This window comes from Pseudomonas sp. LFS044 (genome assembly GCF_047978245.1).
In the GTDB taxonomy this organism is placed as follows: domain Bacteria; phylum Pseudomonadota; class Gammaproteobacteria; order Pseudomonadales; family Pseudomonadaceae; genus Aquipseudomonas.
Map to the genome: position 1 here is coordinate 150,399 of NZ_JBFPFX010000011.1, position 23,483 is coordinate 173,881.

20 protein-coding genes are annotated in these 23,483 nt (G+C 61.6%); 6 read left to right on the forward strand and 14 right to left on the reverse strand.

What is annotated here, in order from left to right:
* Positions 1 to 19: 19 nt before the first annotated feature.
* The 4 genes from ACNQPL_RS12190 to ACNQPL_RS12205 form a co-directional block, all read right to left on the reverse strand.
* On the reverse strand, positions 20 to 754 hold the full coding sequence (locus tag ACNQPL_RS12190; protein ID WP_346614445.1) for an amino acid ABC transporter ATP-binding protein: 735 nt from the start codon (positions 752 to 754) through the stop codon (positions 20 to 22).
* Positions 751 to 1,422 (reverse strand): amino acid ABC transporter permease, encoded by a 672-nt coding sequence (locus tag ACNQPL_RS12195; RefSeq protein ID WP_346614444.1) that lies wholly within the window; start codon positions 1,420 to 1,422, stop codon positions 751 to 753. Before ACNQPL_RS12195 ends, ACNQPL_RS12190 begins: the two co-directional genes overlap by 4 nt.
* Complete coding sequence (locus tag ACNQPL_RS12200; protein ID WP_346614443.1) at positions 1,423 to 2,169, reverse strand: amino acid ABC transporter permease; 747 nt, start codon at positions 2,167 to 2,169, stop codon at positions 1,423 to 1,425.
* A gap of 142 nt (positions 2,170 to 2,311) precedes the next feature.
* Positions 2,312 to 3,229 carry a glutamate/aspartate ABC transporter substrate-binding protein gene (locus ACNQPL_RS12205; RefSeq protein ID WP_346614442.1) on the reverse strand — a complete coding sequence of 306 codons (918 nt, stop codon included), beginning with the start codon at positions 3,227 to 3,229 and terminating at the stop codon, positions 2,312 to 2,314.
* A 339-nt stretch (positions 3,230 to 3,568) separates the two neighbouring features.
* Between ACNQPL_RS12205 and ACNQPL_RS12210 the strand changes: the two genes are divergently transcribed.
* On the forward strand, positions 3,569 to 7,696 hold the full coding sequence (locus ACNQPL_RS12210; RefSeq protein ID WP_416466859.1) for an NEL-type E3 ubiquitin ligase domain-containing protein: 4,128 nt from the start codon (positions 3,569 to 3,571) through the stop codon (positions 7,694 to 7,696).
* A gap of 36 nt (positions 7,697 to 7,732) precedes the next feature.
* Here ACNQPL_RS12210 and glpD read toward each other — a convergent pair whose 3' ends face one another.
* From glpD to ACNQPL_RS12230, 4 genes are all read right to left on the reverse strand, one after another.
* Entirely contained in the window at positions 7,733 to 9,262 is a 1,530-nt protein-coding gene (glpD, locus tag ACNQPL_RS12215) for a glycerol-3-phosphate dehydrogenase (protein ID WP_346614440.1), read from the reverse strand.
* Positions 9,263 to 9,438: 176 nt separating this feature from the next.
* Positions 9,439 to 10,194 (reverse strand): DNA-binding transcriptional repressor GlpR, encoded by a 756-nt coding sequence (glpR, locus tag ACNQPL_RS12220; protein WP_233691111.1) that lies wholly within the window; start codon positions 10,192 to 10,194, stop codon positions 9,439 to 9,441.
* A gap of 102 nt (positions 10,195 to 10,296) precedes the next feature.
* Positions 10,297 to 11,796 (reverse strand): glycerol kinase GlpK, encoded by a 1,500-nt coding sequence (glpK, locus tag ACNQPL_RS12225; protein WP_346614439.1) that lies wholly within the window; start codon positions 11,794 to 11,796, stop codon positions 10,297 to 10,299.
* Between the two features lie 41 nt (positions 11,797 to 11,837).
* Positions 11,838 to 12,689, reverse strand: coding sequence for an MIP/aquaporin family protein (locus ACNQPL_RS12230; protein ID WP_346614438.1), 852 nt, complete (start codon positions 12,687 to 12,689; stop codon positions 11,838 to 11,840).
* A 301-nt stretch (positions 12,690 to 12,990) separates the two neighbouring features.
* Between ACNQPL_RS12230 and ybaK the strand changes: the two genes are divergently transcribed.
* Positions 12,991 to 13,461: a Cys-tRNA(Pro) deacylase gene (gene ybaK / locus ACNQPL_RS12235; RefSeq protein ID WP_346614437.1), complete on the forward strand. Its 471-nt coding sequence runs from the start codon at positions 12,991 to 12,993 to the stop codon at positions 13,459 to 13,461.
* Between the two features lie 93 nt (positions 13,462 to 13,554).
* Here the strand turns inward: ybaK and ACNQPL_RS12240 are convergent, their stop codons facing one another.
* Positions 13,555 to 14,664: an ABC transporter ATP-binding protein gene (locus ACNQPL_RS12240; RefSeq protein WP_416466860.1), complete on the reverse strand. Its 1,110-nt coding sequence runs from the start codon at positions 14,662 to 14,664 to the stop codon at positions 13,555 to 13,557.
* Positions 14,661 to 15,581 (reverse strand): ornithine carbamoyltransferase, encoded by a 921-nt coding sequence (gene argF / locus ACNQPL_RS12245; protein ID WP_233691116.1) that lies wholly within the window; start codon positions 15,579 to 15,581, stop codon positions 14,661 to 14,663. Before argF ends, ACNQPL_RS12240 begins: the two co-directional genes overlap by 4 nt.
* A gap of 365 nt (positions 15,582 to 15,946) precedes the next feature.
* On the opposite strand from argF, the gene ACNQPL_RS12250 reads away from it, so the two are divergent.
* Both ACNQPL_RS12250 and grxD read left to right on the forward strand, forming a co-directional pair.
* A complete protein-coding gene (locus tag ACNQPL_RS12250) occupies positions 15,947 to 18,052 on the forward strand; it encodes a molybdopterin oxidoreductase family protein (RefSeq protein ID WP_416466861.1) in 2,106 nt (701 codons plus the stop codon).
* A gap of 91 nt (positions 18,053 to 18,143) precedes the next feature.
* Positions 18,144 to 18,479 (forward strand): Grx4 family monothiol glutaredoxin, encoded by a 336-nt coding sequence (gene grxD / locus ACNQPL_RS12255; protein WP_054899444.1) that lies wholly within the window; start codon positions 18,144 to 18,146, stop codon positions 18,477 to 18,479.
* A 57-nt stretch (positions 18,480 to 18,536) separates the two neighbouring features.
* Here grxD and bfr read toward each other — a convergent pair whose 3' ends face one another.
* Positions 18,537 to 19,010, reverse strand: a complete 474-nt coding sequence (gene bfr / locus ACNQPL_RS12260) for a bacterioferritin (RefSeq protein WP_416466862.1) — start codon at positions 19,008 to 19,010, stop codon at positions 18,537 to 18,539.
* Positions 19,011 to 19,211: 201 nt separating this feature from the next.
* Positions 19,212 to 19,433, reverse strand: a complete 222-nt coding sequence (locus ACNQPL_RS12265; protein ID WP_346614433.1) for a bacterioferritin-associated ferredoxin — start codon at positions 19,431 to 19,433, stop codon at positions 19,212 to 19,214.
* 213 nt (positions 19,434 to 19,646) lie between these two features.
* Here ACNQPL_RS12265 and ACNQPL_RS12270 point away from each other — a divergent pair, with 213 nt between their 5' ends.
* Positions 19,647 to 20,249, forward strand: coding sequence for a peroxiredoxin (locus tag ACNQPL_RS12270; protein ID WP_033702669.1), 603 nt, complete (start codon positions 19,647 to 19,649; stop codon positions 20,247 to 20,249).
* A gap of 166 nt (positions 20,250 to 20,415) precedes the next feature.
* Here the strand turns inward: ACNQPL_RS12270 and rnt are convergent, their stop codons facing one another.
* A complete protein-coding gene (gene rnt / locus ACNQPL_RS12275) occupies positions 20,416 to 21,090 on the reverse strand; it encodes a ribonuclease T (protein ID WP_346614432.1) in 675 nt (224 codons plus the stop codon).
* Positions 21,087 to 22,133, reverse strand: a complete 1,047-nt coding sequence (pyrC, locus tag ACNQPL_RS12280; protein ID WP_387525336.1) for a dihydroorotase — start codon at positions 22,131 to 22,133, stop codon at positions 21,087 to 21,089. The genes rnt and pyrC overlap by 4 nt, the downstream gene beginning before the upstream one ends.
* A gap of 130 nt (positions 22,134 to 22,263) precedes the next feature.
* On the opposite strand from pyrC, the gene ACNQPL_RS12285 reads away from it, so the two are divergent.
* The gene (locus ACNQPL_RS12285) at positions 22,264 to 23,217 is read left to right on the forward strand and encodes a flagellar protein MotY (protein ID WP_416466863.1); all 954 of its coding nucleotides are present in this window, start codon (positions 22,264 to 22,266) and stop codon (positions 23,215 to 23,217) included.
* The last annotated feature ends 266 nt before the right edge of the window (positions 23,218 to 23,483 follow it).

Genomic DNA, 23,483 nt, shown 5'->3' on the forward strand with positions numbered 1-23,483 from the left:
AGCGGAAACTGTGGCCGGCTTAGTGTTGCAGGATCTTGCTGAGGAAGTGCTGGGTGCGCTGGTCGCGGGCACTCTGGTCACCGAAGAACTCTTCCTTGGTGCAGTCTTCGATGATGCTGCCTTTGTCCATGAAGATGACCCGGTTGGCAACCTTGCGGGCAAAGCCCATTTCGTGGGTCACGCACATCATGGTCATGCCTTCGTGAGCCAGCTGCACCATCACGTCCAGTACTTCGCTGACCATTTCCGGGTCCAGCGCCGAGGTGGGCTCGTCGAACAGCATGACGATCGGGTCCATTGCCAGCGCGCGGGCGATCGCCACACGCTGCTGCTGGCCACCGGAGAGCTGGCCGGGGTGTTTCTTGGCGTGCGCGCTGAGGCCCACACGCTCGAGCAGGGCCAGGCCTTTCTGGGTGGCTTCCGCCTCACTGCGGCCCAGCACCTTGCGCTGGGCGATGGTCAGGTTTTCGGTAATGGTCAGGTGCGGGAACAGCTCGAAGTGCTGAAACACCATGCCCACCCGCGAACGCAGCTTGGGCAGGTTGGTTTTCGGGTCGGCAATCGAGGTGCCATCGACCACCACGTCGCCCTTCTGGAACGGTTCCAGCGCATTGACGCACTTGATCAGGGTGGACTTGCCCGAGCCCGAAGGGCCGCACACCACCACCACTTCACCCTTCTTGACGTCGGTGCTGCAGTCGGTCAGTACCTGGAAGTCGCCGTACCACTTGTTGACGTTCTTGATGGAAATCATACGGTGATCCTTTTTTGCAGGCGCTTGACCAGCCACGAAGCGGAGAAGCTGATGAGGAAGTAGACGACCCCGGCGAAGATCAGGAACTCATGGGAGCGCCCGATGATGTCGCCGTTGGAGCGTGCCGAGTTGAGGAAGTCCACCAGGCCCACGGTGTATACCAGCGAGGTGTCCTGGAACAGGATGATGCTCTGCTGCAACAGCAGCGGGGTCATCTTGCGGAAGGCCTGGGGCAGGATGATCAGGCGCATGGTCTGCGCGTAGTTCATGCCCAGCGCTTGCGCCGCGCCCATCTGCCCTTTGGAGATCGACTGCACGCCGGCACGGACGATCTCGCAGAAGTACGCCGCCTCGAACATCATGAAGGCGACCACGCAAGAGGTGAAGGCACCCACCGGGGTGTCTTCGCCGGTGATCCAGCGCAGCACGAACGGCACCGCCAGGTAGAACCAGGTGATCACCAGCAGCAGCGGGATCGAGCGGAAGTAGTTGACGTAAGCGCCAGCTACCCGCGACAGCAGCTTGCTCGACGACAGGCGCATCAATGCCAGGATGGTGCCCAGCGCGATACCGCCGATCACTCCCATGACCATCAGCTTCAGGGTCATCACCATGCCTTCCCAGAGGGCGGGCAGGGCGGGGATGATTTCGCTGAAATCCATTTCCATTTACTTGCCCCCCACGGAAATCAGGCCCGGCACCGCGACTTTCTTCTCGACCACGCGCATGAGCAGCATCAGGCCCATGTTCAGGGTGAAGTAGATGAGGGTGGCCAGGGTGAATGCCTCGAACAGGTTGGCGGAGAATTCTGCGGTCTGTTTGGTCTGCGCCAGCAGCTCCATCAGGCCGATCAACGACGCCACCGAGGAGTTCTTGAAGACGTTGAGAAACTCCGAAGTGAGCGGCGGGATGATGATCCGGTAGGCCTGCGGCAGCAGCACATTGTTGTAGATCTGCGGCAGGCTGAAGCCCATGGCGCGTGCGGCGGCTTCCTGGCCCCTGGGCAGCGCCTGGATACCGGTGCGCACCTGTTCGCAGACGCGGGCGGCGGTAAACAGGCCAAGGCAGACGATCACGCTGATCAACGCCGAGGTGGTCGGGTTGAGGTCCTGCTTGAACCATTCCTGCAGGCCTTCGGGCAGCAGGTCGGGTACCAGGAAGTACCAGATGAACAGCTGCACCAGCAGTGGCACGTTGCGGAACAGCTCCACGTAAGCGGTGGCTATGCCCGATACCAAGCGGTTGGGCACGGTACGCATGACCCCGAGGACAGACCCCAGCAGCAGCGCGATGATCCAGGCGGTGATGGCGATGGCGATGGTCCAGCCCAGGCCGGTGATGTACCAGTCCAGATAGGTTTCGCTGCCCACGCCGGTGGACTTGAAGAACACGCCCCAGTCCCAGTTGTAATTCATCGGGATTTCCCCTCAGACGGTTGTTTCACGGGCACCTTCGAGCATCCAAGGGCGGCATGCGCCCTCGGATGAAAGGTTAGACACTAATGAGTGGCCTGTAGAATTGATTCGTGCGCTTGCGCACCAGGCCACTATCTGAGGATCAGGACTTCTTCTCGTCCGCGGCCTTGTCGGTCGGCTCGGCGATCAGTTTTTTCAGCTCATCGCTCATCTGGAACTGCAGGTTCAGGCCTTTAGGTGGAATAGGCTGCATGAACCACTTGTCGTAGCTCTTGTTGACCTCGCCCGACTTGAAGTAGGCGACGATGGCCTCGTCGACCGCTTTCTTGAATGCAGCGTCTTCCTTACGCACCATGCAGCCGTAGATTTCGTACGACTGAGGGGTGCCGGTGATGACCCAGTCCGCTGGCTTGCGCGCCTTGGCCATTTCACCGGCCAGCAGGGCGTCGTCCATCATGAAGGCCACGGCGCGGCCGCTTTCGAGCATGTTGAAGGCTTCACCGTGGTCCTTGGCGGAAATCACGTTCATCTTCATCTGCTTGTCGGCGTTCATCGCCTTGAGGATGCGCTCGGAGGTGGTGCCGGCGGTGGTCACCACGTTCTTGCCGGCGAGGTCCGGGAAGTCTTTATACGATGGCTGACCATCTTTGACCTTGGTCAGCAGGCGCGTGCCGACTTCGAAGATACCGACCGAAAAGCCGACTTGCTGCTGGCGCTCGACGTTGTTGGTGGTGGAGCCGCACTCAAGGTCCACAGTGCCGTTCTGCACCAGCGGGATGCGGGTCTGGGAGGTGACGAGGTTGTACTTGACCTTGATGTCGGTGCCCAGTTGCTTCTTCAGGGCGTCGACCACGGCCAGCTGGATGTCGTGGGAGTAGCCCACGGGTTCCGGCTTGCCTGCCAGGTAGGAAAACGGAATGGAGGAGTCGCGGTGGCCCAGGGTGATGGTGCCCGAATCCTTGATCTTCTTCAGGGTGCCGGTCAGCTCTTCGGCCATGGCGGGCGAAGCGATGACCGCAGCCGCGATGGCGGCGCCCAGCAATTGACGAACGATACGCATCAAATTTTCCTCGACGTGTTTGTTTTTTTTATGGAGCCGTTGGCGGACTCTTTCGTTCAACGAATACAGCATGAAGCGGTGTGCATTCGGCTTCCAAGTGTAGAGCATGACTCGTGCCAAGCTCTGCCAATGATCATAACCCCCTGCAAAGCCTGGGCATGAACCCAATATGAAGGTTTTTGAAGTTTGATACGTGGTCGGAACACCGAATGCGTGGGTTTTTTTCGTTCGGCAATCCGAATGAGGTCTGCCCGGTAGCCCTGTGCGTCAGCTTTAAGTAACACCTTGGCATGAACGGCAAATGTTGAGCTTGCTGCCTCATCATCAGGAGCTCATATCGTGTCCGTCATTCCCATCCCTTCCGATTCCGTCGATGCCTTCATTGCCCGCCAGCTTGCAGATTGGTTGAAAGGCGCCAATGTCGACCTTCTTCTGACACTGCACAGGGCGCTGCGTCATCAGCAGGCTGCTGCGGAAAATGTAAAAAACGCCTTGGCAGGCATTCCCAGCCTGGAGGCATTTGCCACGCCGCGGCTGGAGCAGGCGTTGCGTGACCGGGGCTTGGCCGAGGTCAATGTACGCACCATGCAGGTGTGCATCGAGCAAGATGTGCCGATGCCCAGCGCCGCGCCGCGCCTGCATACGCCCTGGAGAACCCTGCACAGCGTGCAACCCTTGCTGACAGCGGCGCTGCACAACTTTCACGAGAGTGAGACCTCGCCGTCACTGCATCGGCGAGCGTATCTGCAAGACGCTGACAAAGTAAGACTGCCAATGGCGTTCGAGGCGTTTGCCCAGTGCTGCAGAACGCTGGATATCGGTGGGCAGTATCAGCAGCTGCTGCGTGCGCAACTGTTTCCGAAGAGCAGGCCTACGGCGCCGAAGGATTTCGCTCGTGTGGCGGTGGAGCGCATGCTGGAAGAGAGTCTGCGCGCCAAGCTGGACGTCGCGGTGCGCATGGCAAGAATCAAGTCCGAGTTGGACGAAGGCGACTACCTGCGCTTGTTGTCTGTCATTGCAAGCAAACCCATCGTACCGGCGGTGCCCGGTATCGTCACACCTCGCCAGTTGTTCCTGTTGGGCAAGCGTATCCATGGTCTCGTCACCCTGGAGCTGCGCGAGAGCGCCGAGGGGCCATTGGAGGGGATTATCTGCTGGGTACCGCAGGACCCGCATCGCCCGGTGGCCAAACACGCCTCGTGGGACGCCCTCTATCTGTCGTTGGCGAAAAAGCTCCGCGCGCCTCACTACCGATCCTTTTTCAGTCGTTTCATCAGTGAGCGTGATCGGGTGACCTTCACCGCCACCCTGGAGCGTCTGATCGAAGCCAGCAGCGTGCGAGCACCGGCTGTTCTGGATGGACGCAACCTCGCCGTCGAAACGCCGCTGTTCGCCTATCTGCGTGGCTTGCAGGTGGACAAGATGCTTGATGATGCAAGTATTCTTGCGGTACCCACTGCTGACGAAACCGCCATCGAACGCCATCAGCGGCTGGAAGCGCTCAAGAGCGCGGGGCTCGATGCGCTCAACCTGGCTGCACTGTTCATTCCGGTTCTAGGGGAGGTGATGTTCGCCGTGGCTGCGGTGGACGTGGTCAGCGAAGTCTACAAAGGCTATGCCGATTGGCAGATTGGCGACCGCCAAGGGGCACTGGACCACCTGTTTGGCGTGGCCGAGAACGTTGCTGTCGGAGCCCTGGTGGGCGTCGGGGTCGCGGGGGTGGGCCGGGTGCTTGAGCGGGTGCCGTTTGTCGATGCGCTCACGCCCTTGCACGAGGGCGAGGGCCGCTCCAGGTTGGCGGCCTGGCAGGTCTCGGCCCATCACCTGGATGGCGGCGGCCCGCTGCTGCGCAGATTTGGCGGGGACTTCGCGCAAGCTTCCGACCAGGCCGCCGAAACGCTTCTTCGTATCACCGGGCTCGAACACGATCAACTGCGCCATCTGCATCTGCAAGAGCTGCCAGCCCCTGCACGGCTGTTCGATGCCCACGCACGCTATGAATGCCATGCAGTTAATCCTCTGCTGCGTGGCGACGCGTTCGAACGAGAGCTGGCGACTTGGCAAGGTACGCCCTCTGCGGCCGGGGCCGTATTGCTCAGGGCATTCCCAGGCTTGTCCGTGCGTGGCAGCGAAGAAATCCTCGAACATGCAAGCGGTGAGCACATCGAGGCGCTGCTGGCCGGTGGCCGTGTGCCATTGGTCATGGCCGAGCGTGCACGCTGGTTCTTGCGCGAGAGTCGGCTGGATCGAGCACTGATGGGGTTCGAGTACGAAGGTGCGGTCAATACCGATACCCAGCGTTTAGCTTTGGAACTGATCGATGAACTGGCGCCATGGCCGCCGTCGGTGCGTATTGAATTGCGCCTTGGGGAGTCGGGTGGTCGTCTGCTGGCGTCGAAGGGCGCTGACGACGCGTCGCACATCACAAGCATTATCCAGACCGAGCAGGGCTATCACTTGGGTGAGCCCACCGCAGCAGGCCCAGCCACGGGCTTGTTGCCCTGTTTGCTGCTCACCGTTGAGGACGCTCAGAAGGTGGCGCTTGGCGGTCCGCGACTGACGGCCACTGAACTTGGCCAAAAGCTCTCTCGACACGCCAGCGTCGATCGTGAAAAAACCGCGAGATCAATGGGCTTGCAGCCTATCGCAGAGCGCTATCGCCCGCCGCAGCGAATGGCCGACGGCCGCAGCGGCTACGCATTGAGTGGCGGCGGCGAGAGCAGTCGCCAGGCGATTCGCCGCGGCATCCATGACATCTTTCCGACCTTGACCGACGCACAGCTGGACGCTTACCTGCGCGAACTGACGCGTCGTCGTATCGGGCTCTGGGAGCACTTGAGCAGTCTCCAGCAGCAGCTGGAAAACCTGCGCGGGGCGCTGGATACCTGGCAGGGGCAGCGTGTGAGCTTCGTGGATGGGCTCAGGCGGCAACGCGTGGCCAACCAGATCCGTCGCGCCTGGCGGCGCAAGACTGCTGGCATTGCCGGTGACGACTTCGTGGTGCATATCGACGGCGAACAGGTGGGCAGTTTGCCGACCTTGCCGGCCGGCATCGAGTTCGGCCATGTTCGGCGCCTGACCTTGCGCAACATGAGCCTTGAGCAGATTGATGAAGACTTTCTGCGTAGGTTCTCCGACCTGCGCGAGCTGGACTTGCGGGACAATCAGTTGACCAGCTTGCCGGTAGGCCTGGAGCATTTGACCGAGTTGCGTTCGTTACGACTGGCGGGTAACCGGATTACCGTTGATGCCGCAGGCAACCAAAGGTTGGCAAGCCTTTCGATGCTTCAGCGACTGGATCTGAACTTTAACCCGCTGGGCCAGGTTCCCGAGCTGTCAGGGTTGCCTCATTTACGCGAGGTGTCGCTGCGCGCAACCGGCCTGCAGGCCTTGCCAGAGGAGGCGCAGATGCCCTGGAGAGGCTTGGTGGATATTCGCGAGAACCAGATACGCCAGCTGAACGGGGATTTGCGCAGCCTGCGCAATCGCCTGCAGCGGCTCTCAGTACATGACAACCCCTTGGACGAAGCCAGTGAAGCACTGGTGGCCCGCAGTAGCACTGTGGCGGCCACCCACCGCAACGACTCCTATCGTCACGCTGTTGCCGACGGCAACTTGCTGGAACGATGGATGGGCGCCGCCGACGATGCCATGCGTTCCCAGCGCATGCAGATCTGGACGCATCTGTCCCAGGAGTCGCAGTCGACAGACCTGTTTCGCTTTCTAGCGGATTTTGCACACTCAGATGACTTTCTCGATCACCCGCGCTACTACCGCGCCAGGGTATGGCGCATCCTCGAACTGTGCGCGGATAACACCGATGTGCGCGAAGCGGTGTTCTGGCAGACGCAGGGCCGCAGAACCTGTGAGGACCGCCTGTTGCTGATCCTCAGCCAACTGGAAGTCAGAGCCCATATTGCCTTGCATGCGGCAGGGGAAGGGGGCAGGCGGGCCGAAGCGACCTTGCTGAGGCTGGGACGATCGCTTTATCGCCTGGACGAAGTGGACAGCATTGCCGCTCGGCATATCCAGGAAATGCGCCAGAACCCCTATACCGCTGTGGATGACATCGAAGTTTACCTGGCCTATCGGGTTCATCTGGCCGACAGGCTTGACCTGCCGGCCCAACCGCGGCACATGAACTACATCGAGCACAGCGGTGTGAGTTCCATGCAGATCACGCGTGCGGGCGCAACTGTCCTCGCCGGCGAGAACACCAACGTGCTGAGCCAGGCACTGGCGCAACGAGAGTTCTGGCAAGGCTATGTGCGCAATCGCTACCCCGAGCGCTTCGAAGCCCTGGCTGCGCCGTTTCATGAACAGCTGGAGGCCTATGAGCGCCAGGCTGGGGAGGCGGGCGAACAGCAGTACATCGAGCACGCCGCAGCCTTGATGGAAGCGCTCAATGGCGAAGAACGTGCTCTTTACCTGGAGTTGGCAAAGGAGGCATACGAGCGGGAGGGTTGAGCGCGGACGACCTTCAGGCGGTCGCCCGCGCAAGGTTCAGGCAGCGTTGCTGCGGGCGTCGCGCTGAGCCAGGTAATCGGCCAGCGCGCGCTGTTCGCTTGCACTGGTAAACAGCCCCAGTTTGGTCCTGCGCCAGAGGATATCCTGCGTGCTGACGGCCCATTCGGTCTCGCGCAGGTAATCGACTTCCCGGGTGAACAGGCCACCGCCAATCGCCTGGCCTAGATCGTCCGGGCCGGTTACCCCTTCGAGCAGCTGCCAGGTGCGGCTGCCGTAGGTCACGGCCCAGCGCTTGGCAATGTCTGGTGCAAGCCACTGATGACGCGCGAGCAGTTCTTCGACCAGTGCCTGAGGCGTGCTCATGCCTTCACCGCCGGGCAGCGCTGCGTGGGCTGTCCAGCTTTGGCCCATCTGGGTGAAGAACGGCTTGAGCTCTGCCATGGCCGACTCGGCAAGCTTGCGGTACGTGGTCAGTTTGCCGCCAAACACCGACAGCAACGGCGCTTCGCCTTGTGCGGCGGACAGCGCAAGGGTGTAGTCACGCGTGACCGCGGACGGGTTGTCCGACTCGTCGTTGCACAGCGGCCGCACGCCGGAGTAGGTGTGCAGGATATCGCCGCGGCTCAGCTGATGATTGAAGTGCGCGTTGACCACCTTCAGCAGGTAGTCGGTTTCCTGCTCGGTAATCGCCACCTTGGCCGGGTCGCCGCTGTACTCACGGTCAGTGGTGCCGATCAGGGTGAAACGGTCCAGATACGGGATGCAGAAGACGATGCGTTGGTCTTCGTTCTGCAGGATATAGGCGTGGTCGCCCTCGTACAGGCGCGGCACGATCAGGTGGCTGCCCTGGATCAGGCGAATGCCGTACGGCGCGTCGAGCTTGAGGTCGTCCTTGATGAAGCTGGCGACCCACGGCCCGGCGGCGTTGACCAGGGCGCGCGCACGGATGCTCTGCAGGCTGCCATCGGCGTGTTGCAAGTCGACCTGCCAGAGGCCGTCGACTCGTTCGGCACGCAAGCAGCGGGTGCGGGTCAGAATGTCGGCACCGTTTTCCCGCGCGGCCATGGCGTTGAGCACTACCAGGCGGGCGTCATCGACGGCGCAGTCGGCATATTCGAAGCCGCGGGTAATGGCCGGTTTGAGCGGGTAGCCCGGGCCGAAGCGCAGGCTGCGCGAGGCGCCCAGGCGCTTGCGCTTGCCCAGGTGGTCATAGAGGAACAGGCCGGCACGGATCATCCAGGCCGGGCGCAGGTGCGGCCGATGGGGCAGTACGAAGCGCATTGGCTTGACGATATGCGGCGCCTTGGCCAGCAGTACTTCGCGCTCGGCCAGCGCCTCGCGCACCAGGCGGAATTCATAGTGCTCCAGGTAGCGCAGGCCACCGTGGATCAGCTTGCTGCTGGCCGACGAGGTGTGTTGCGCAAGGTCGTCCTTTTCACACAGGAACACTTTCAGGCCACGCCCGGCGGCGTCGGCAGCAATGCCCACGCCATTGATGCCACCGCCGATCACGGCGAGGTCATAGCAGTCGGCGAGTGGTGGCTGGGACGAAACGGACTGGGACACGGGCAAGGCCTCCTGGGGCTGTTCACATCGAATATGAACATTGATGTTCGTTTTCGAAAATACTAACGCAACAGAAAGCCAGTCGCCAGTCAGTCTTCATAGAAAAAACTGATCATATGGCAACAAAGTGAACAATTTCGAAAATATCGGGGCCGCTTAAGCGGCCCGTTTGCGGCTTAGACCACGTCCAGGCGAATCTTGTACTGGTTAAGCAATTGATGCAGGGCAGGCGTGGGCGGCTGGTCGGTCACCAGGCAGTCGACCAGGCTGATCGAACCCAGGCGCACCATGGCATTGCGCCCGAACTTGCTGGAGTCGGCAGCCAGAATGACCTGGCGCGCGTTGGTAATGATGGCCTGGGATACCCGTACTTCCTGGTAGTCGAAGTCCAGCAGGCTGCCATCTTCATCGATGCCGCTGATACCGACCAGGGCGAAGTCGACCTTGAATTGGCTGATGAAGTCGACACTCGCCTGGCCGACCACACCCCCATCGCGGCGCACCGTGCCACCGGCCACCAACACCTCGAAATCATCCTTGGCAGCGAGAATGGCGGCCACGTGCAGGTTGTTGGTGATCACCTTGAGGTGGCTGTGGTTGAGCAAAGCCCGCGCGATGGATTCGGTAGTGGTGCCGATGTTGATGAACAGCGAAGCATGGTCGGGGATCTGTCGCGCCACGGCATCGGCGATACGTTGCTTTTCGTCGCGCATCTGGTCGGCGCGCATGGCATAGGCGGTGTTCTCGATGCTCGAGTCATAGGCCGCGCCACCGTGGTAGCGGCGTAGCAGGTTGAGTTCGGCGAGCTGATTGATGTCGCGGCGGATGGTTTGCGGGGTGACGATGAACAACTGCGCCATTTCTTCGATGCTGACGTAGCCGCGTTCGCGCACCAGCTCGAGGATTTGTTGTTGGCGTGGGGGCAGATTCATGGGCGGTCCTTATGGGCTGCCGGACAAATTCTGCAATGATGCCGCAGGAAGCGGATGACGGCCAGTAGACGATGGGGCCGCCAGGCGGCCCCTGCCTATGGATCAAGCGTCGTGATCTTCCCAGTCACGGGTACGGTCGACCGCTTTGCGCCAGCCGGCATACAGCTTCTCTTTTTGCGTTTCGTCCAGCTGCGGGCTGAATTCACGCTCGATGATCGCCTTGTCGCGCAGCTCGTCCAGGCCACTCCAGAAACCACAGGCCAGGCCCGCGAGGTAGGCAGCACCCAGCGCTGTGGTTTCGCGCATTTGCGGGCGTTCGACGCAGGTACCGAGGATATCGGCCTGGAACTGCATGAGGAAGTTGTTGGCCACCGCGCCACCGTCGACGCGCAGTTCGGACAGGCGTTGGCCGCAGTCCTGTTGCATGGCGTCGAGCACGTCGCGGGTCTGGTAGGCGATCGACTCCAGCGCGGCGCGGATGATGTGGTCGACCTTGACCCCACGGGTCAGGCCGAACAGCGCGCCACGGGCGTACGGGTCCCAGTAAGGGGCGCCGAGGCCGGTGAAGGCAGGTACCAGGTAGACGCCGTTGCTGTCCTTGACCTTGCTGGCAAAGTACTCGGTGTCCAGGGCGTCGTTGACGATCTTCAGTTCGTCGCGCAGCCATTGCACGGTTGAACCGCCATTGAACACGGCGCCTTCCAGGGCATAGGCCACTTCGCCACGCGGGCCGCAGGCAATGGTGGTGAGCAGGCCGTGGGACGAGTTGACCGCCTTGTTGCCGGTGTTCATCAGCAGGAAGCAGCCGGTGCCATAGGTATTCTTGGCCTGGCCGGGTTCTACACACATCTGACCGAACAGCGCGGACTGCTGGTCACCGGCGATACCGGCGATGGCGATGCCGCTCTTGGTGTGGCCATAGACTTCGGAAGACGGACGCACCTCGGGCAGCATCTGGCGTGGGATGCCGAGGATTTCCAGCAGCTTTTCGTCCCACTGCAGGCTGTGGATGTTGAACATCAGCGTACGCGAGGCGTTGGTGTAATCAGTGACATGCACCTTGCCACCGGAGAACTTCCAGATCAGCCAGGTATCGATGGTGCCGAACAGCAGTTCGCCGCGCTCGGCGCGCTCACGGGCGCCTTCGACGTTGTCGAGGATCCACTTGAGCTTGGTGCCGGAGAAGTACGGGTCGGTGACCAGGCCAGTGGTTTCGCGGATGTACGCTTCGTGGCCGTCACGCTTGAGCTGGGCGCAGATTTCGGTGCTGCGGCGGCACTGCCAGACGATGGCGTTGTACACCGGGCGGCCGGTCTCTTTGTCCCACACCACGGTGGTTTCACGCTGGTTGGTGATACCGATGGCTGCCACCTGGGCATGGCTGATGCCGGCCTGGGCGAGCGCCTCGACCATGGTCGCGCTCTGCGTGGCGAAGATTTCCATCGGGTCATGCTCGACCCAGCCCGCTTGCGGATAGTGCTGGGCGAATTCGCGCTGCGAGGTGCCGACCACATTGGCGTCGCGGTCGAAAATGATCGCCCGCGAACTGGTGGTGCCCTGGTCCAGGGCGATGATGTAGTTCTTATCCTGGGTGTCTGTCATGGTCGTAGGCCTTGCAAAAATAGGGGGTCAGGGCGCAAGCATCAGTTGGCTTGAGTATCGCCCTGGCGATTGTCGTTTGTCTCAGGGTTCGCGTTTTGCGCCACTGGCAGGTTGCGGGCGATCAGGCCGCGATAAGTCGCGGCGCCCAGGCAAGCGCCCAGTATCGGTGCACACACCGGAACCAGGAAATACGGGATGTCCCGGCCGCCAGTGAAGGCGATTTCGCCCCAGCCGGCCAGGAAGGTCATCAGTTTTGGCCCGAAATCACGGGCCGGGTTCATCGCGAAGCCGGTCAGCGGGCCCATGGCACTGCCAATCACGGCGATCAGCAGGCCGATCAGCAGCGGTGCCATGGCACCGCGGGGCAAGCCGTTATTGTCGTCGGTCAGGGCCATGATCACCGCCATCAGGATCGCGGTGATCACCACTTCGACCAGAAAGGCCTGGCCAGTGGTGAGGGAAGGGTGCGGGTACGTGGAAAACACCGAGGCCAATTCAAGGCTTTCTGTGCTGCCGCGCAGCATGGCGTGGGTTTGTTCGAAATCGAAGAAGAGGCTGCTGTACAAGGTGTAGACCAGCGCCGCGCCGCAGAACGCGCCGCACACCTGGGCCAGCATGTAGAACGGCAGTTTGCGCTTGTCGAAACCAGCGAAAAGCGTCAGTGCGATGCTCACGGCCGGGTTCAGGTGCGCGCCGGAAATGCCGGCGGTGAGGTAGATCGCCATGCTCACACCTACGCCCCAGATGATACTGATCTCCCATAGCCCAAAGCTGGCGCCCGCTACCTTGAGCGCGGCGACACAACCGGTGCCGAAGAATATGAGCAGCGCCGTGCCGAGGAACTCGGCCAGGCATTGGCTGGACAGCGTGGGTTCGCGTAGAGCAGTCGTCATTATGACCTCGTTTTTTTTGTTGTGAGGCGCGTGGGCGCTCGACAGCAAAGCCTGGTGTCTATCCCCGTTGACCCCAGGCAGATGTAGGAATGCACCTTATAAGTGCACCATTTATTCAGAAACGAAAAAATATAGACAAGAAACGCTTATGTCAAAGGTCGAAAGTGAACGGTCGGTCACGTTCTGGACGGTATTTGCGCTGCTGAGTCCGCGTGCTAGACAGGCGCGTAGGGCATAAATTGGCTGGGTTGTGGGAATTGTCATAAAGTAGCCGCCGATCTGTCCTAGACCGGAGCCCTGCATGACCCCCGCCCTCGATTTGCTGAAAAAAGCCCGCGCCGAGCACCGCGTGCACAGTTACGAACATGACCCCAAATCGGCGTCATACGGCCTGGAGGCAGCGGAGAAGCTAGGGCTGGATCCACAGCAGGTTTTCAAGACCTTGCTGGCCAGCAGCGAAAAGGGCGAATTGCTGGTGGCGGTGGTGCCGGTAGTGGGCACGCTGGACCTCAAGGCATTGGCGCATGCCGCGGGCGTGAAGAAATGCGAGATGGCAGACCCCGCAGCAGCGCAGCGGGCCACAGGCTACCTGGTCGGGGGCATCAGCCCGTTGGGGCAGAAGAAGCGCCTGCGCACCTTCATCGATGATTCGGCGCAAAACTTTGCAACTATCCATGTCAGCGCTGGGCGCCGTGGATTGGAAGTGGAGTTGGCAGCTGCGGTGTTGGCCGCACATACCCAGGGCACGTTTGCCGGAATCGGCCGGGGCTGATTCCACAAAGCGTGCGTTTTCTCAAGGAGAACACAGTACCTGTGGGAGCCGGCTTGCCGGCGATGGGCCGCGAAAGCGGCCCTAGTTTCACGATCAGGTCGCCGAGCTGTACCGACGAACCCCGTTCTCCTGGCGCGGCAATTGCGCCGCGACACTGCCCGGCACCGGGAACAGCACCAGGTGATCAGCCTTCACGGCAATCCCGACCGCTTCACCGACCTGGTGGTCGATATGGCTTGGGAATATCGCTTCCAGCTGGCTACCGGTGGGCAGCTGCAGGCGGTACAGGGTCGATGCGCCGAGGAAACTCTTGCCGACGATGTTCGCCCGAAGCGTGCTGTCTGCGGCAGGCACGATGTCGTCTGGGCGCAGCAGCACGTCCACCGAGCTGCCCGGTGCCATGATGTAGGCGCGGTTGCCGCGCAGCTCACCGAGTTCGGTATTGACCGACTCGTGGCTGCTCATCTGGCCGCGGATGAAGTAACCCTGGCCGATGAAGCTCGCAACGAACGGGGTTTGCGGCTCATGGTAAAGGTTGTAGGGCGTGTCCCACTGCTCCAGGCGGCCTTCCTTGAATACGCCCACGTGGTCGCTGACCGCAAAGGCTTCTTCCTGGTCATGGGTGACCAGGATCGCGCTGGTACCGCGGCTTTTGAGGATGTCGCGGACCTCATGGCTGAGGCGCCGGCGCAGCTCCACATCGAGGTTGGAAAACGGCTCGTCGAGCAGTAGCAGTTGCGGTTCGGGGGCCAGCGCCCGGGCCAGGGCAACGCGCTGCTGCTGGCCACCGGAAAGCTCGTGCGGGTAACGCCCGCCCAGGCCACCGAGTTTGACCAGCTCGAGCATTTCTTCCACCACCTGCGCCTGTTCAGGGTGCTTGGCGATGCCGAAAGCGATGTTCTGCGCCACGGTCAGGTGCGGGAACAGTGCGTAGTCCTGAAACACCATGCCGATCCGGCGTTTTTCCGGCGACAGGGTGAAACCGGCGCGGGAAATAACCTCGCCGGCCAGCTGGATCTCACCCTCGTGCACCGGCTCGAAGCCGGCGATCGCACGCAGGGTGGTGGTCTTGCCGCAACCCGACGAGCCCAGCAGGCAACCGATGTCGCCTGCGTTCAAGTGCAGGTTGAGGTTCTGGACGATGCGCTGGTCGCCGTAGCCGCAGGCGAGGTCGCGCAGGTTGAGCAGTAGAGGTTGACTCATGCGTGGTGGTAAGCCGGTTCGACAAGGAATTCGAGAAGGGCCTTCTGTGCATGCAGGCGGTTTTCAGCCTGGTCCCAGGCGACCGAACGAGGGTCGTCGAGCAGGTCATGGCTGATTTCCTCACCGCGATGGGCGGGCAGGCAGTGCATGAACAGGGCGTCGGGTGCCGCCAGGTCGAGCAGAGCGCGGGTGACCTGGTAAGGCGCGAAATGCGCCAGGCGCCGTGCAGTTTCCTCCTCTTGACCCATGGAAGTCCAGACATCGGTGGTTACCAGGTGCGCACCGCGGACGGCTTCACGCGGGTCACGGATGAGCTGCACGCGATCACCGCCCAGTGCCATGAAGCGTGGATCGGGGTCGTAGCCTTCCGGGCAGGCGATGCGCAGCTGGAAGTCGAACTGCTGGGCAGCTTCGATGTACGAGTTGCACATGTTGAAGCCGTCGCCGATCCAGGCAACGGTCTTGCCCTGGATCGAGCCGCGGTGCTCATGGAAGGTCTGCATGTCGGCCAGCAACTGGCACGGGTGCGACTCGTCGGACAGGCCGTTGATCAGCGGCACGCGCGAGTTGGCGGCGAATTCGGTGAGGGTGCTGTGGGCGTGGGTGCGGATCATCACCGCATCGACCATGCTCGACAACACGATGGCGCTGTCACTGATCGGCTCGCCTCGGCCCAACTGGGTGTCGCGCGGGGACAGGAAGATCGCCTGGCCGCCGAGCTGGATCATGCCAGCCTCGAACGACACCCGAGTACGGGTCGAGGACTTTTCGAAGATCATGCCCAGAACGCGGTTTTTCAGGGGTTCGAACAGCACGCCGCGCTTGCGCAGGTCCTTCAGCTCGATGCCTCGGCGGATCACCCCGAGCAATTCGTCGGTGGTGAAATCCAGCAGGGAGAGAAAGTGCCTAGCGCTCATGATTGACTACCTTATCTGCAACGGTATGCAGGTCGACCGTATGGTTTTTTTTGACAACGGGAGTGACCTGCGGCGTAAGCCGCACGGGGCGGACGAAATAGGGAAAGGCGCAATACTATAATTAAATGTCGCCTGAAACCAAGAGGGGAAACAGCGGCTCTGTTGCAAAGGGTGTAATTACCCATTGAGCCTGCGCTGTTTTTTATTTGCTACAGGGGTTGTACACGGCTTGCTGGCGATTTGGCAAATGGCCGTCGCAAATCGTGTGCCTGATGTCGGGGGATTCACACCACGAAGCGCGCTGGCAGGGGGCAAGGGCAGGGCGCATAGTCGGCTTCGGATAACAACCAAAGGCAGAGGCGGCCATGACCAAGACCCTGCATCACCGTGCCTGTCACCTGTGCGAAGCGATCTGCGGGCTGAACATCGAAGTCAGCCATGACCAAGGGCGGGCGCGTATCAGTTCGATCAAGGGAGATCCGCTGGACCCGTTCAGCCGCGGCCATATTTGCCCCAAGGCAGTGGCCTTGCAAGATATCCAGGACGACCCTGACCGCTTGCGTCAACCGCACCGGCGGGTCGGCGACCAGTGGCAGGCCATCAGCTGGGAGCAAGCCTTCGCCCTGGCGGCCGACAGGCTGTGGTCGATCCAGCAGGCCCATGGGCGTAATGCCGTGGCGGTCTATCAGGGCAACCCCAGCGTGCACAACTATGGGTTGATGACCCACAGCAACTATTTCCTGGGCCTGCTGAAAACGCGCAACCGCTTTTCCGCCACGTCGGTTGACCAACTGCCACAGCACCTGACCAGCTACCTGATGTACGGCCACGGCCTGCTGCTGCCGGTTCCGGACATCGACCACACCGATTTCATGCTGATTCTTGGCGGCAACCCGTTGGCCTCCAACGGCAGCATCATGACCGTGCCAGACGTGGAAAAGCGCCTCAAAGCCCTCAAGGCACGTGGCGGACAGTTGGTCGTGGTGGACCCGCGGCGTAGCGAAACGGCGGCCATGGCGGACCGGCACCTGTTCATTCGCCCAGGTGGGGATGCCGCCTTGCTGTCCGGGCTGCTCAACACCCTGTTCGACGAGGGCTTGGCCCGCGGCTCGCATTTGCCGGTCAACGGGCTGGAGCAAGTGCAGGCAGCGATTGCGCCTTTCAGCGCCGAGGCCATGAGTGCGCTTTGCGGCATCGACGCCGCCTGCATCCGCCAGCTGGCGCGGGATTTTGCCGCCGCCGACAAAGCTGTCTGTTATGGCCGCATGGGCGTGTCGACCCAGTCATTCGGCACGCTGTGCCACTGGCTGGTGCAAGTGATCAACCTGGTGACGGGCAACCTCGACCGCGAAGGCGGAGCGCTGTGCACCGAACCCGCCGTTGACCTGGTGGCGAGCACCTCGGGTGGCCATTTCAATGCCTGGCAGAGCCGGGTTTCAGGCTTGCCCGAATACGCTGGCGAATTGCCTGTGGCCGCCCTGGCCGAAGAAATGCTGACACCTGGCGATGGGCAGGTACGGGCCTTGGTGACCGTCGCTGGCAACCCGGTGCTCTCCACGCCCAATGGTCGACAGCTGGATGTGGCCTTGCAGGGGCTGGAGTTCATGCTCAGCATCGACCTGTACATCAATGAGACGACCCGCCATGCCGACCTGATCCTGCCATCAACGTCAGCGCTGGAAAACGACCATTACGACAGCACCTTCAACCTGCTGGCGGTGCGTAATGTCACCCGCTTCAATCGGGCGATCCTGGCCAAGCCGCAAGGCGCTCTGCACGACTGGGAAATCTTCGTTGGCCTGGCGCAGGCTTTTGCCCAGCGCGCAGGGCTGGAACTCAAACCGACCCTTGCACCGGCGCAGATGATCGACCTGGCGTTGCGTAAAGGGCGGTATGGCGAGGAGAGCGCCTGGAAGCTTTCCCTCCAAGCGTTGGATGAACACCCGCATGGCCTCGATCTGGGGCCGTTGGGGGCCAATCTGGGGGCACGCCTGACGACCGCGAGCAAGGCGGTGGAAGCAGCCCCCCAGGCCGTACTGGATGACCTGCGCCGGCTTCGCGAACAATCCCCACCCGGGCCGGGCGAATTGTTGCTGATCGGGCGGCGGCATGTGCGCAGCAACAACTCCTGGATGCACAACTTCCACCGGCTGGTCAAAGGCAAGCCGCGCCATCAGTTGCTCATGCATCCGCAGGATTTACTGCAGCGGCAGTTGGAGGATGGCCAGCGAGTACGCATCCGTTCACGTACCGGCAGCCTGGAAGTCGAGGTGCAGGCGTGCGAGGACATGATGCCAGGGGTGGTCAGCCTGCCGCATGGTTTCGGCCATGGCCGCCAGGGCGTGCACATGCAGATTGCGCAGGCGCAGCCTGGTGTCAGTGCCAATGACTTGACCGATGAGTGTTTGCGCGATGCCGTATCCGGTAACGCAGCGCTCAATGGCGTGCCCGTGCAAGTGGAGGCCGCCTGAGGCTTGGCAAGGCCGAGCACGGCGCTTGGGTTTCCGATACAATGCGTCACCGTGCCGACGACCGTGTCGGAAAGTTCAGCCGAGGTGCTACATGGATATCATCGAAACCATCAAAGAGCAGATTGCCAACAACACCATTCTGCTTTACATGAAAGGCTCGCCGAATGCCCCGCAGTGTGGCTTCTCGTCCCGTGCCTCGCAGGCCGTCATGCAGTGTGGCGAGAAGTTCGCCTACGTCGACATCCTGCAGAACCCGGAAATCCGCGCCAACCTGCCCAAGTACGCCAACTGGCCTACCTTCCCGCAGCTGTGGGTCGCCGGTGAACTGGTCGGCGGTAGCGACATCGTCCTCGAGATGTTCGAGAAGGGCGAGTTGCAGACCCTGATCAAGGAAGCCGCCGCCAAGGCCAAAGCTTCCGAAGCCTGACCTTCCGGCAGGCATAAAAAAACCCGCTCATGGCGGGTTTTTTATTGGGCGCTGATTTTACTCTTCGCCCATCTGCGACTGCAGGTAGTTCTCGATGCTGATCTTGTCGATCAGGCTCAATTGAGTTTCCAGCCAGTCGATGTGCTCTTCCTCGGACTCGAGGATGTCTTCGAGCATGTCACGCGAGCCGAAGTCGCCGACTGTTTCGCAGTGGGCAATGGCGGCTTTCAGGTCGGCCAGGCCTTTCTGTTCGAGCTTCAGGTCGCACTCGAGCATTTCCCTGGTGTGCTCGCCGATCAGCAGCTTGCCCAGGTCCTGAACGTTAGGGATGCCCTCGAGGAAGAGAATACGCTTGATCAGTTTGTCAGCGTGTTTCATCTCATCGATGGATTCCTTGTACTCGTGCTTGCCGAGCTTGTTCAGGCCCCAATCTTCGTACATGCGCGCGTGCAGGAAGTACTGGTTGATCGCGACCAGCTCGTTTCCGAGGATCTTGTTGAGATGCTGGATGACGCTTACGTCGCCTTTCATTGCGGGTTCCTGCCCTGTAGAAGTGTGCCAATACAGAGAAGTTTGAGCCTGATACTTAGGGCTGTCAAACCTAAGTTCTTGAATAATAAGTGAAAATTAATAGGAATAAGAATGTTTGTGAACCGCGTTGGTGAGCTAACTTATTGAATTCTAGGCATAAAAAAACCGGACACGAGGTCCGGTTCTTCAAATTCGGCGTTATCAAGCGGCAGTAAATTCTACCGGATAGGGCAGGGCGGCTTGCTGGCTGACCTGAAGCTTGGTGAGCGTCTCACGCACCACCTCCTTGGCCAGGCAGGCACACTTGCCACATTGGCTGGCGACATTGGTCGCGGCTCGAACTTCCTTGTAGCTGCAGCATCCTTCATAGATCGCATCGCGGATCTGTCCGTCGGTCACGCCGACACAAAGACACACATACATAAAGTCGGACCATCGCTGGTTGAGTCGATGTGGGGAGAGTAATGGTAATGAGAATGCTTGTCAAAACACTTCGTCGGAGCCCGCGTGCTTGAGCGACCGGTGGTTGGATTCGGCCTGTCATCAGAAGCCGTGTATGATGGGCGGCCTTTGTTGGATGTCGGGCAAGCCCGCTTGGCCCGGCAAACGGTTTTTCACCCTCATCAGGAGATTACAATGAGCGTACTCGTTGGCAAACAAGCCCCCGACTTCACCGTTCCGGCTGTGCTGGGCAACGGCGAAATCGTCGACAGCTTCAACCTGGCCTCGGCCATCAAGGGCAAGTACGGCCTGGTGTTCTTCTACCCGCTGGACTTCACTTTCGTCTGCCCGTCCGAGCTGATCGCCCTGGACAACCGCATCCCGGACTTCCAGGCGCGCAACGTCGAAGTGATCGGCGTGTCGATCGACTCGCACTTCACCCACAACGCCTGGCGTAACACCCCGGTCAACAACGGCGGCATCGGCCAGGTCAAGTACACCCTGGCGGCCGACATCACCCACGAAATCTGCAAAGCCTACGACGTCGAGTCCGAAGGCGGCGTAGCCTTCCGTGGCGCCTTCCTGATCGACACCAACGGTGTGGTCCGTTCGCAAATCGTCAACGACCTGCCGCTGGGCCGTAACATGGACGAGCTGCTGCGCCTGGTCGATGCCCTGCAGTTCCACGAAGAGCACGGCGAAGTCTGCCCGGCCAACTGGAAAAAAGGCGACAAGGGCATGAACGCTTCGCCAGAAGGCGTTGCTGCTTACCTGAGCGAGAACGCTGGCAAGCTGTAATTGCCAAGCGCATAAAAAAACCGGCCTTCGTGGCCGGTTTTTTTATGCCTGGATGTCGAGGCTTCCAGTGCTTGTTCTTGCCCCATCGCCGGCAAGCCGGCTTTCACAGGCTCGAGCATTGCGCGGTACCTGTGGGAACCGGCTAGCCGGCGATGAGGGCCTCAACTCAGTCGTTGAAGTCGCGCCAGCCGCCCATTTCCTTCCAGCGGTTGACGATGCCGCAGAATAGCTCGGCCGTCTTCTCCGTGTCGTAACGCGCGGAATGCGCCTCACGGCCATCGAAGTCGATGTCGGCACTCTGGCAGGCACGCGCCAGCACGGTCTGGCCGTACGCCAGGCCAGCCAGGGTGGCGGTGTCGAAGCTGGAGAACGGGTGGAACGGGTTGCGCTTCAGATCGTTGCGGGCCACCGCGGCGTTGAGGAAGCCCAGGTCGAAGCTGCTGTTGTGGCCGACCAGGATCGCCCGCTTGCAGCCATTGGCCTTCAGTGCCTTGCGCACGCCACGGAAAATGTCGGTCAGCGCGCTTTCCTCGCTCACCGCCATGCGCAGCGGGTGGTCCAGCTTGATGCCGGTGAACTCCAGTGCGGCAGCCTCGATGTTGGCACCTTCGAATGGCTCGACACGGTAGAAGTAGGTGTGTTCAGGGAACAGAAAACCTTTTTCGTCCATGCCGATGGTCACGGCAGCGATCTCGAGCAGGGCGTCGGTGGCGCTGTTGAAGCCGCCGGTCTCGACATCCACCACCACTGGCAGGTAGCCACGGAAGCGCTCGGCCATCGGGTGACGCGAGCCGCTACCGGCCTGGCCTTCCTGGTCGTCTTCGTAGAGGTCTTCGCTCACGCGTTGTCCTCCAGCAGGCGCCAGCGCAGTTTTTCACCGGCGCGCAGCGGGATCACGGTCTGCTCGCCAAACGGCAGGCTGTCCGGGGCTGTCCACTCTTCGCGCACCAGGGTGATGCTGTCGGTGTTGGCCGGCAAGCCGTAGAAGGCCGGGCCGTGCAGGCTGGCGAAACCTTCCAGCTTGTCCAGCGCATTGCGCTGTTCGAAGGCTTCGGCGTACATCTCGATGGCCGCATAAGCGGTGTAGCAACCGGCACAACCGCAGGCAGCTTCCTTGGCGTGACGGGCATGGGGGGCCGAATCGGTGCCGAGGAAGAACTTCGGGTTGCCGCTGGTAGCCGCGTCCAGCAGCGCCACCTGGTGGGTGTTGCGCTTGAGGATGGGCAGGCAGTAGAAGTGTGGGCGAATGCCGCCAACCAGCATGTGGTTGCGGTTGTACAGCAGGTGCTGGGCAGTGATGGTTGCGCCGACGTTGGCCGAGGCCTCGGTGACGAACTGCGCGGCATCGGCCGTGGTGATGTGCTCGAACACCACTTTCAACGATGGGAAGCGCTCGACCAGGCGGCGCATGTGCTCGTCGATGAAGCGCTTTTCGCGGTCGAACACGTCGATCTCGCTGCGGGTCACTTCACCGTGCACCAGCAGCGGCATGCCGACTTCTGCCAGCGCCTCGATGGCCGGGAAGATGTTGTCGATGCTGGTGACGCCGGAATCGGAGTTGGTGGTCGCGCCGGCCGGGTACAGCTTGGCGGCGTAGACGATGCCGCTGGCCTTGGCCGCGCGGATGTCCTCGGGGCTGGTGCGGTCGGTGAGGTACAGCACCATCAGCGGCTCGAAGCGGCTGCCGGCCGGGCGTGCAGCAAGGATGCGCTCGCGGTAGGCCGTAGCTTCGTCGGCATTGCGTACCGGTGGAACCAGGTTAGGCATGATGATGGCACGGGCGAAGGTACGCGCCACATCGCCAACGGTGTGGGGCAGGACGGCACCATCGCGCAGATGGATGTGCCAGTCGTCGGGACGCAGGAGGGTCAGGCGATCGGACATTGGGGATTCCAGGCGGGTCGAACTCAGGGCCCAATGCTACCGGAAAACCCCGTGCCGAGCACGGCTATCAAGTTTTCTGGCATGCGTCCGATAGCCTGCCTGTAAGCCGTCAGAATTAGTGGAGCCGCCCGTGCGCCAGCGTTACCTAGCCCTGTTGACCCTGTTCGCCAGCCTGCCGGCCGGTGCATTGACCTTCCAGACCCGCATGGAGAACATCGCCTGGAAAGTCGAGGGTGACCAGTTCGAATGCCGCCTGATCCAGCCGATCGACGGTTTTGGCAGTGGCGAATTCGTGCGCAGGGCAGGTGAGCAGCCGGTGTTCCAGCTGCGTTCGACCAGCAATGTGCTGGGTGCCGGGTCTGCCACGCTGCTGGCCGCTGCCGCACCGTGGCAACCCGGGCGTGGTGACATCAACCTGGGAGCGGTGCACCTGGCGCGCAGCGGTGTCCTGTTCAGTTCGTCCCAAGGCCAGGCAAGCCGCCTGATCAATGGGTTGCTCGATGGCCGCAGTACGGTGGTGCGAAGCTATAGCGGCGAAGCGGGGCGGCCGATGGAAGTCCGTGTGCTGCCGGTGAGCTTCGCCAAGGCCTACAGCGACTATCAGGCCTGTGCCGGCAAGATGTTGGCGATGAACTACGATCAGGTTCGCCAGACTCAGGTCGGTTTCCCCGGCGGTGGGATTGATCTGGACGCTTCGGCCCGTGCGCGGCTGGATGTGATTCTCGACTATCTCAAGGCTGATCCGACGGTCAACCATATCGAGCTCAATGGTCACTCCGACAACAGTGGCAACCGCCTGACCAACCGGGATACTTCGCGGCGCCGTGCGCTGGCGGTGGCTGAATACTTCAAGGCCCACGGTATTGCTGAAGATCAGATCACCGTACGCTTCCATGGTGAGCGATATCCGCTGGTGAAGAACAACAGTGCCGCGAATCGCGCACGCAACCGGCGGGTGAATATCGAGCTGGATCGAGTGGTGCCGGTGGAGAAGCCGGCACCGGTTGCGGCGCCGGCGAGTGGGGCTGGGACTGGGGCGGTTCCGGCTTCAGCACCGGCGGCACCTGGGGTCAAAGCATCCTGATTTCGGGGGGCGGGGACCGAGGGGGCACCAAGTGCATGCCTTGAGGGGTGTGGCGCCTATGAGATCGAGCGCCGCCCGCGCGGCGCATCGCGAAGCGCTTGCCTTGGGACCTTCAGCGCCTTTGAGATCGAGCGCCGCCCGCGCGGCGCATCGCGGGGCAAGCCCGCTCCCACATTTGTTGCAACGTGCCATGGCCTGATAGGCCATAGTTGCCAGCCTTGTTAGCACGACGCGATTTTTTGGTTGGCGCGGCCGGCGCCCCACCT

Bases quoted from the DNA above. Each gene is read 5' to 3' on its own strand.
- ACNQPL_RS12190 (WP_346614445.1), bottom strand. From the start codon at position 754: ATGATTTCCATCAAGAACGTCAACAAGTGGTACGGCGACTTCCAGGTA.
- ACNQPL_RS12195 (WP_346614444.1), bottom strand. From the start codon at position 1,422: ATGGAAATGGATTTCAGCGAAATCATCCCCGCCCTGCCCGCCCTCTGG.
- ACNQPL_RS12200 (WP_346614443.1), bottom strand. From the start codon at position 2,169: ATGAATTACAACTGGGACTGGGGCGTGTTCTTCAAGTCCACCGGCGTG.
- ACNQPL_RS12205 (WP_346614442.1), bottom strand. From the start codon at position 3,229: ATGCGTATCGTTCGTCAATTGCTGGGCGCCGCCATCGCGGCTGCGGTC.
- glpR (WP_233691111.1), bottom strand. From the start codon at position 10,194: ATGAATCTGCCCCCACGCCAACAACAAATCCTCGAGCTGGTGCGCGAA.
- glpK (WP_346614439.1), bottom strand. From the start codon at position 11,796: ATGACAGACACCCAGGATAAGAACTACATCATCGCCCTGGACCAGGGC.
- ACNQPL_RS12230 (WP_346614438.1), bottom strand. From the start codon at position 12,689: ATGACGACTGCTCTACGCGAACCCACGCTGTCCAGCCAATGCCTGGCC.
- ybaK (WP_346614437.1), top strand. From the start codon at position 12,991: ATGACCCCCGCCCTCGATTTGCTGAAAAAAGCCCGCGCCGAGCACCGC.
- ACNQPL_RS12240 (WP_416466860.1), bottom strand. From the start codon at position 14,664: ATGAGTCAACCTCTACTGCTCAACCTGCGCGACCTCGCCTGCGGCTAC.
- argF (WP_233691116.1), bottom strand. From the start codon at position 15,581: ATGAGCGCTAGGCACTTTCTCTCCCTGCTGGATTTCACCACCGACGAA.
- ACNQPL_RS12250 (WP_416466861.1), top strand. From the start codon at position 15,947: ATGACCAAGACCCTGCATCACCGTGCCTGTCACCTGTGCGAAGCGATC.
- grxD (WP_054899444.1), top strand. From the start codon at position 18,144: ATGGATATCATCGAAACCATCAAAGAGCAGATTGCCAACAACACCATT.
- bfr (WP_416466862.1), bottom strand. From the start codon at position 19,010: ATGAAAGGCGACGTAAGCGTCATCCAGCATCTCAACAAGATCCTCGGA.
- ACNQPL_RS12265 (WP_346614433.1), bottom strand. From the start codon at position 19,433: ATGTATGTGTGTCTTTGTGTCGGCGTGACCGACGGACAGATCCGCGAT.
- ACNQPL_RS12270 (WP_033702669.1), top strand. From the start codon at position 19,647: ATGAGCGTACTCGTTGGCAAACAAGCCCCCGACTTCACCGTTCCGGCT.
- pyrC (WP_387525336.1), bottom strand. From the start codon at position 22,133: ATGTCCGATCGCCTGACCCTCCTGCGTCCCGACGACTGGCACATCCAT.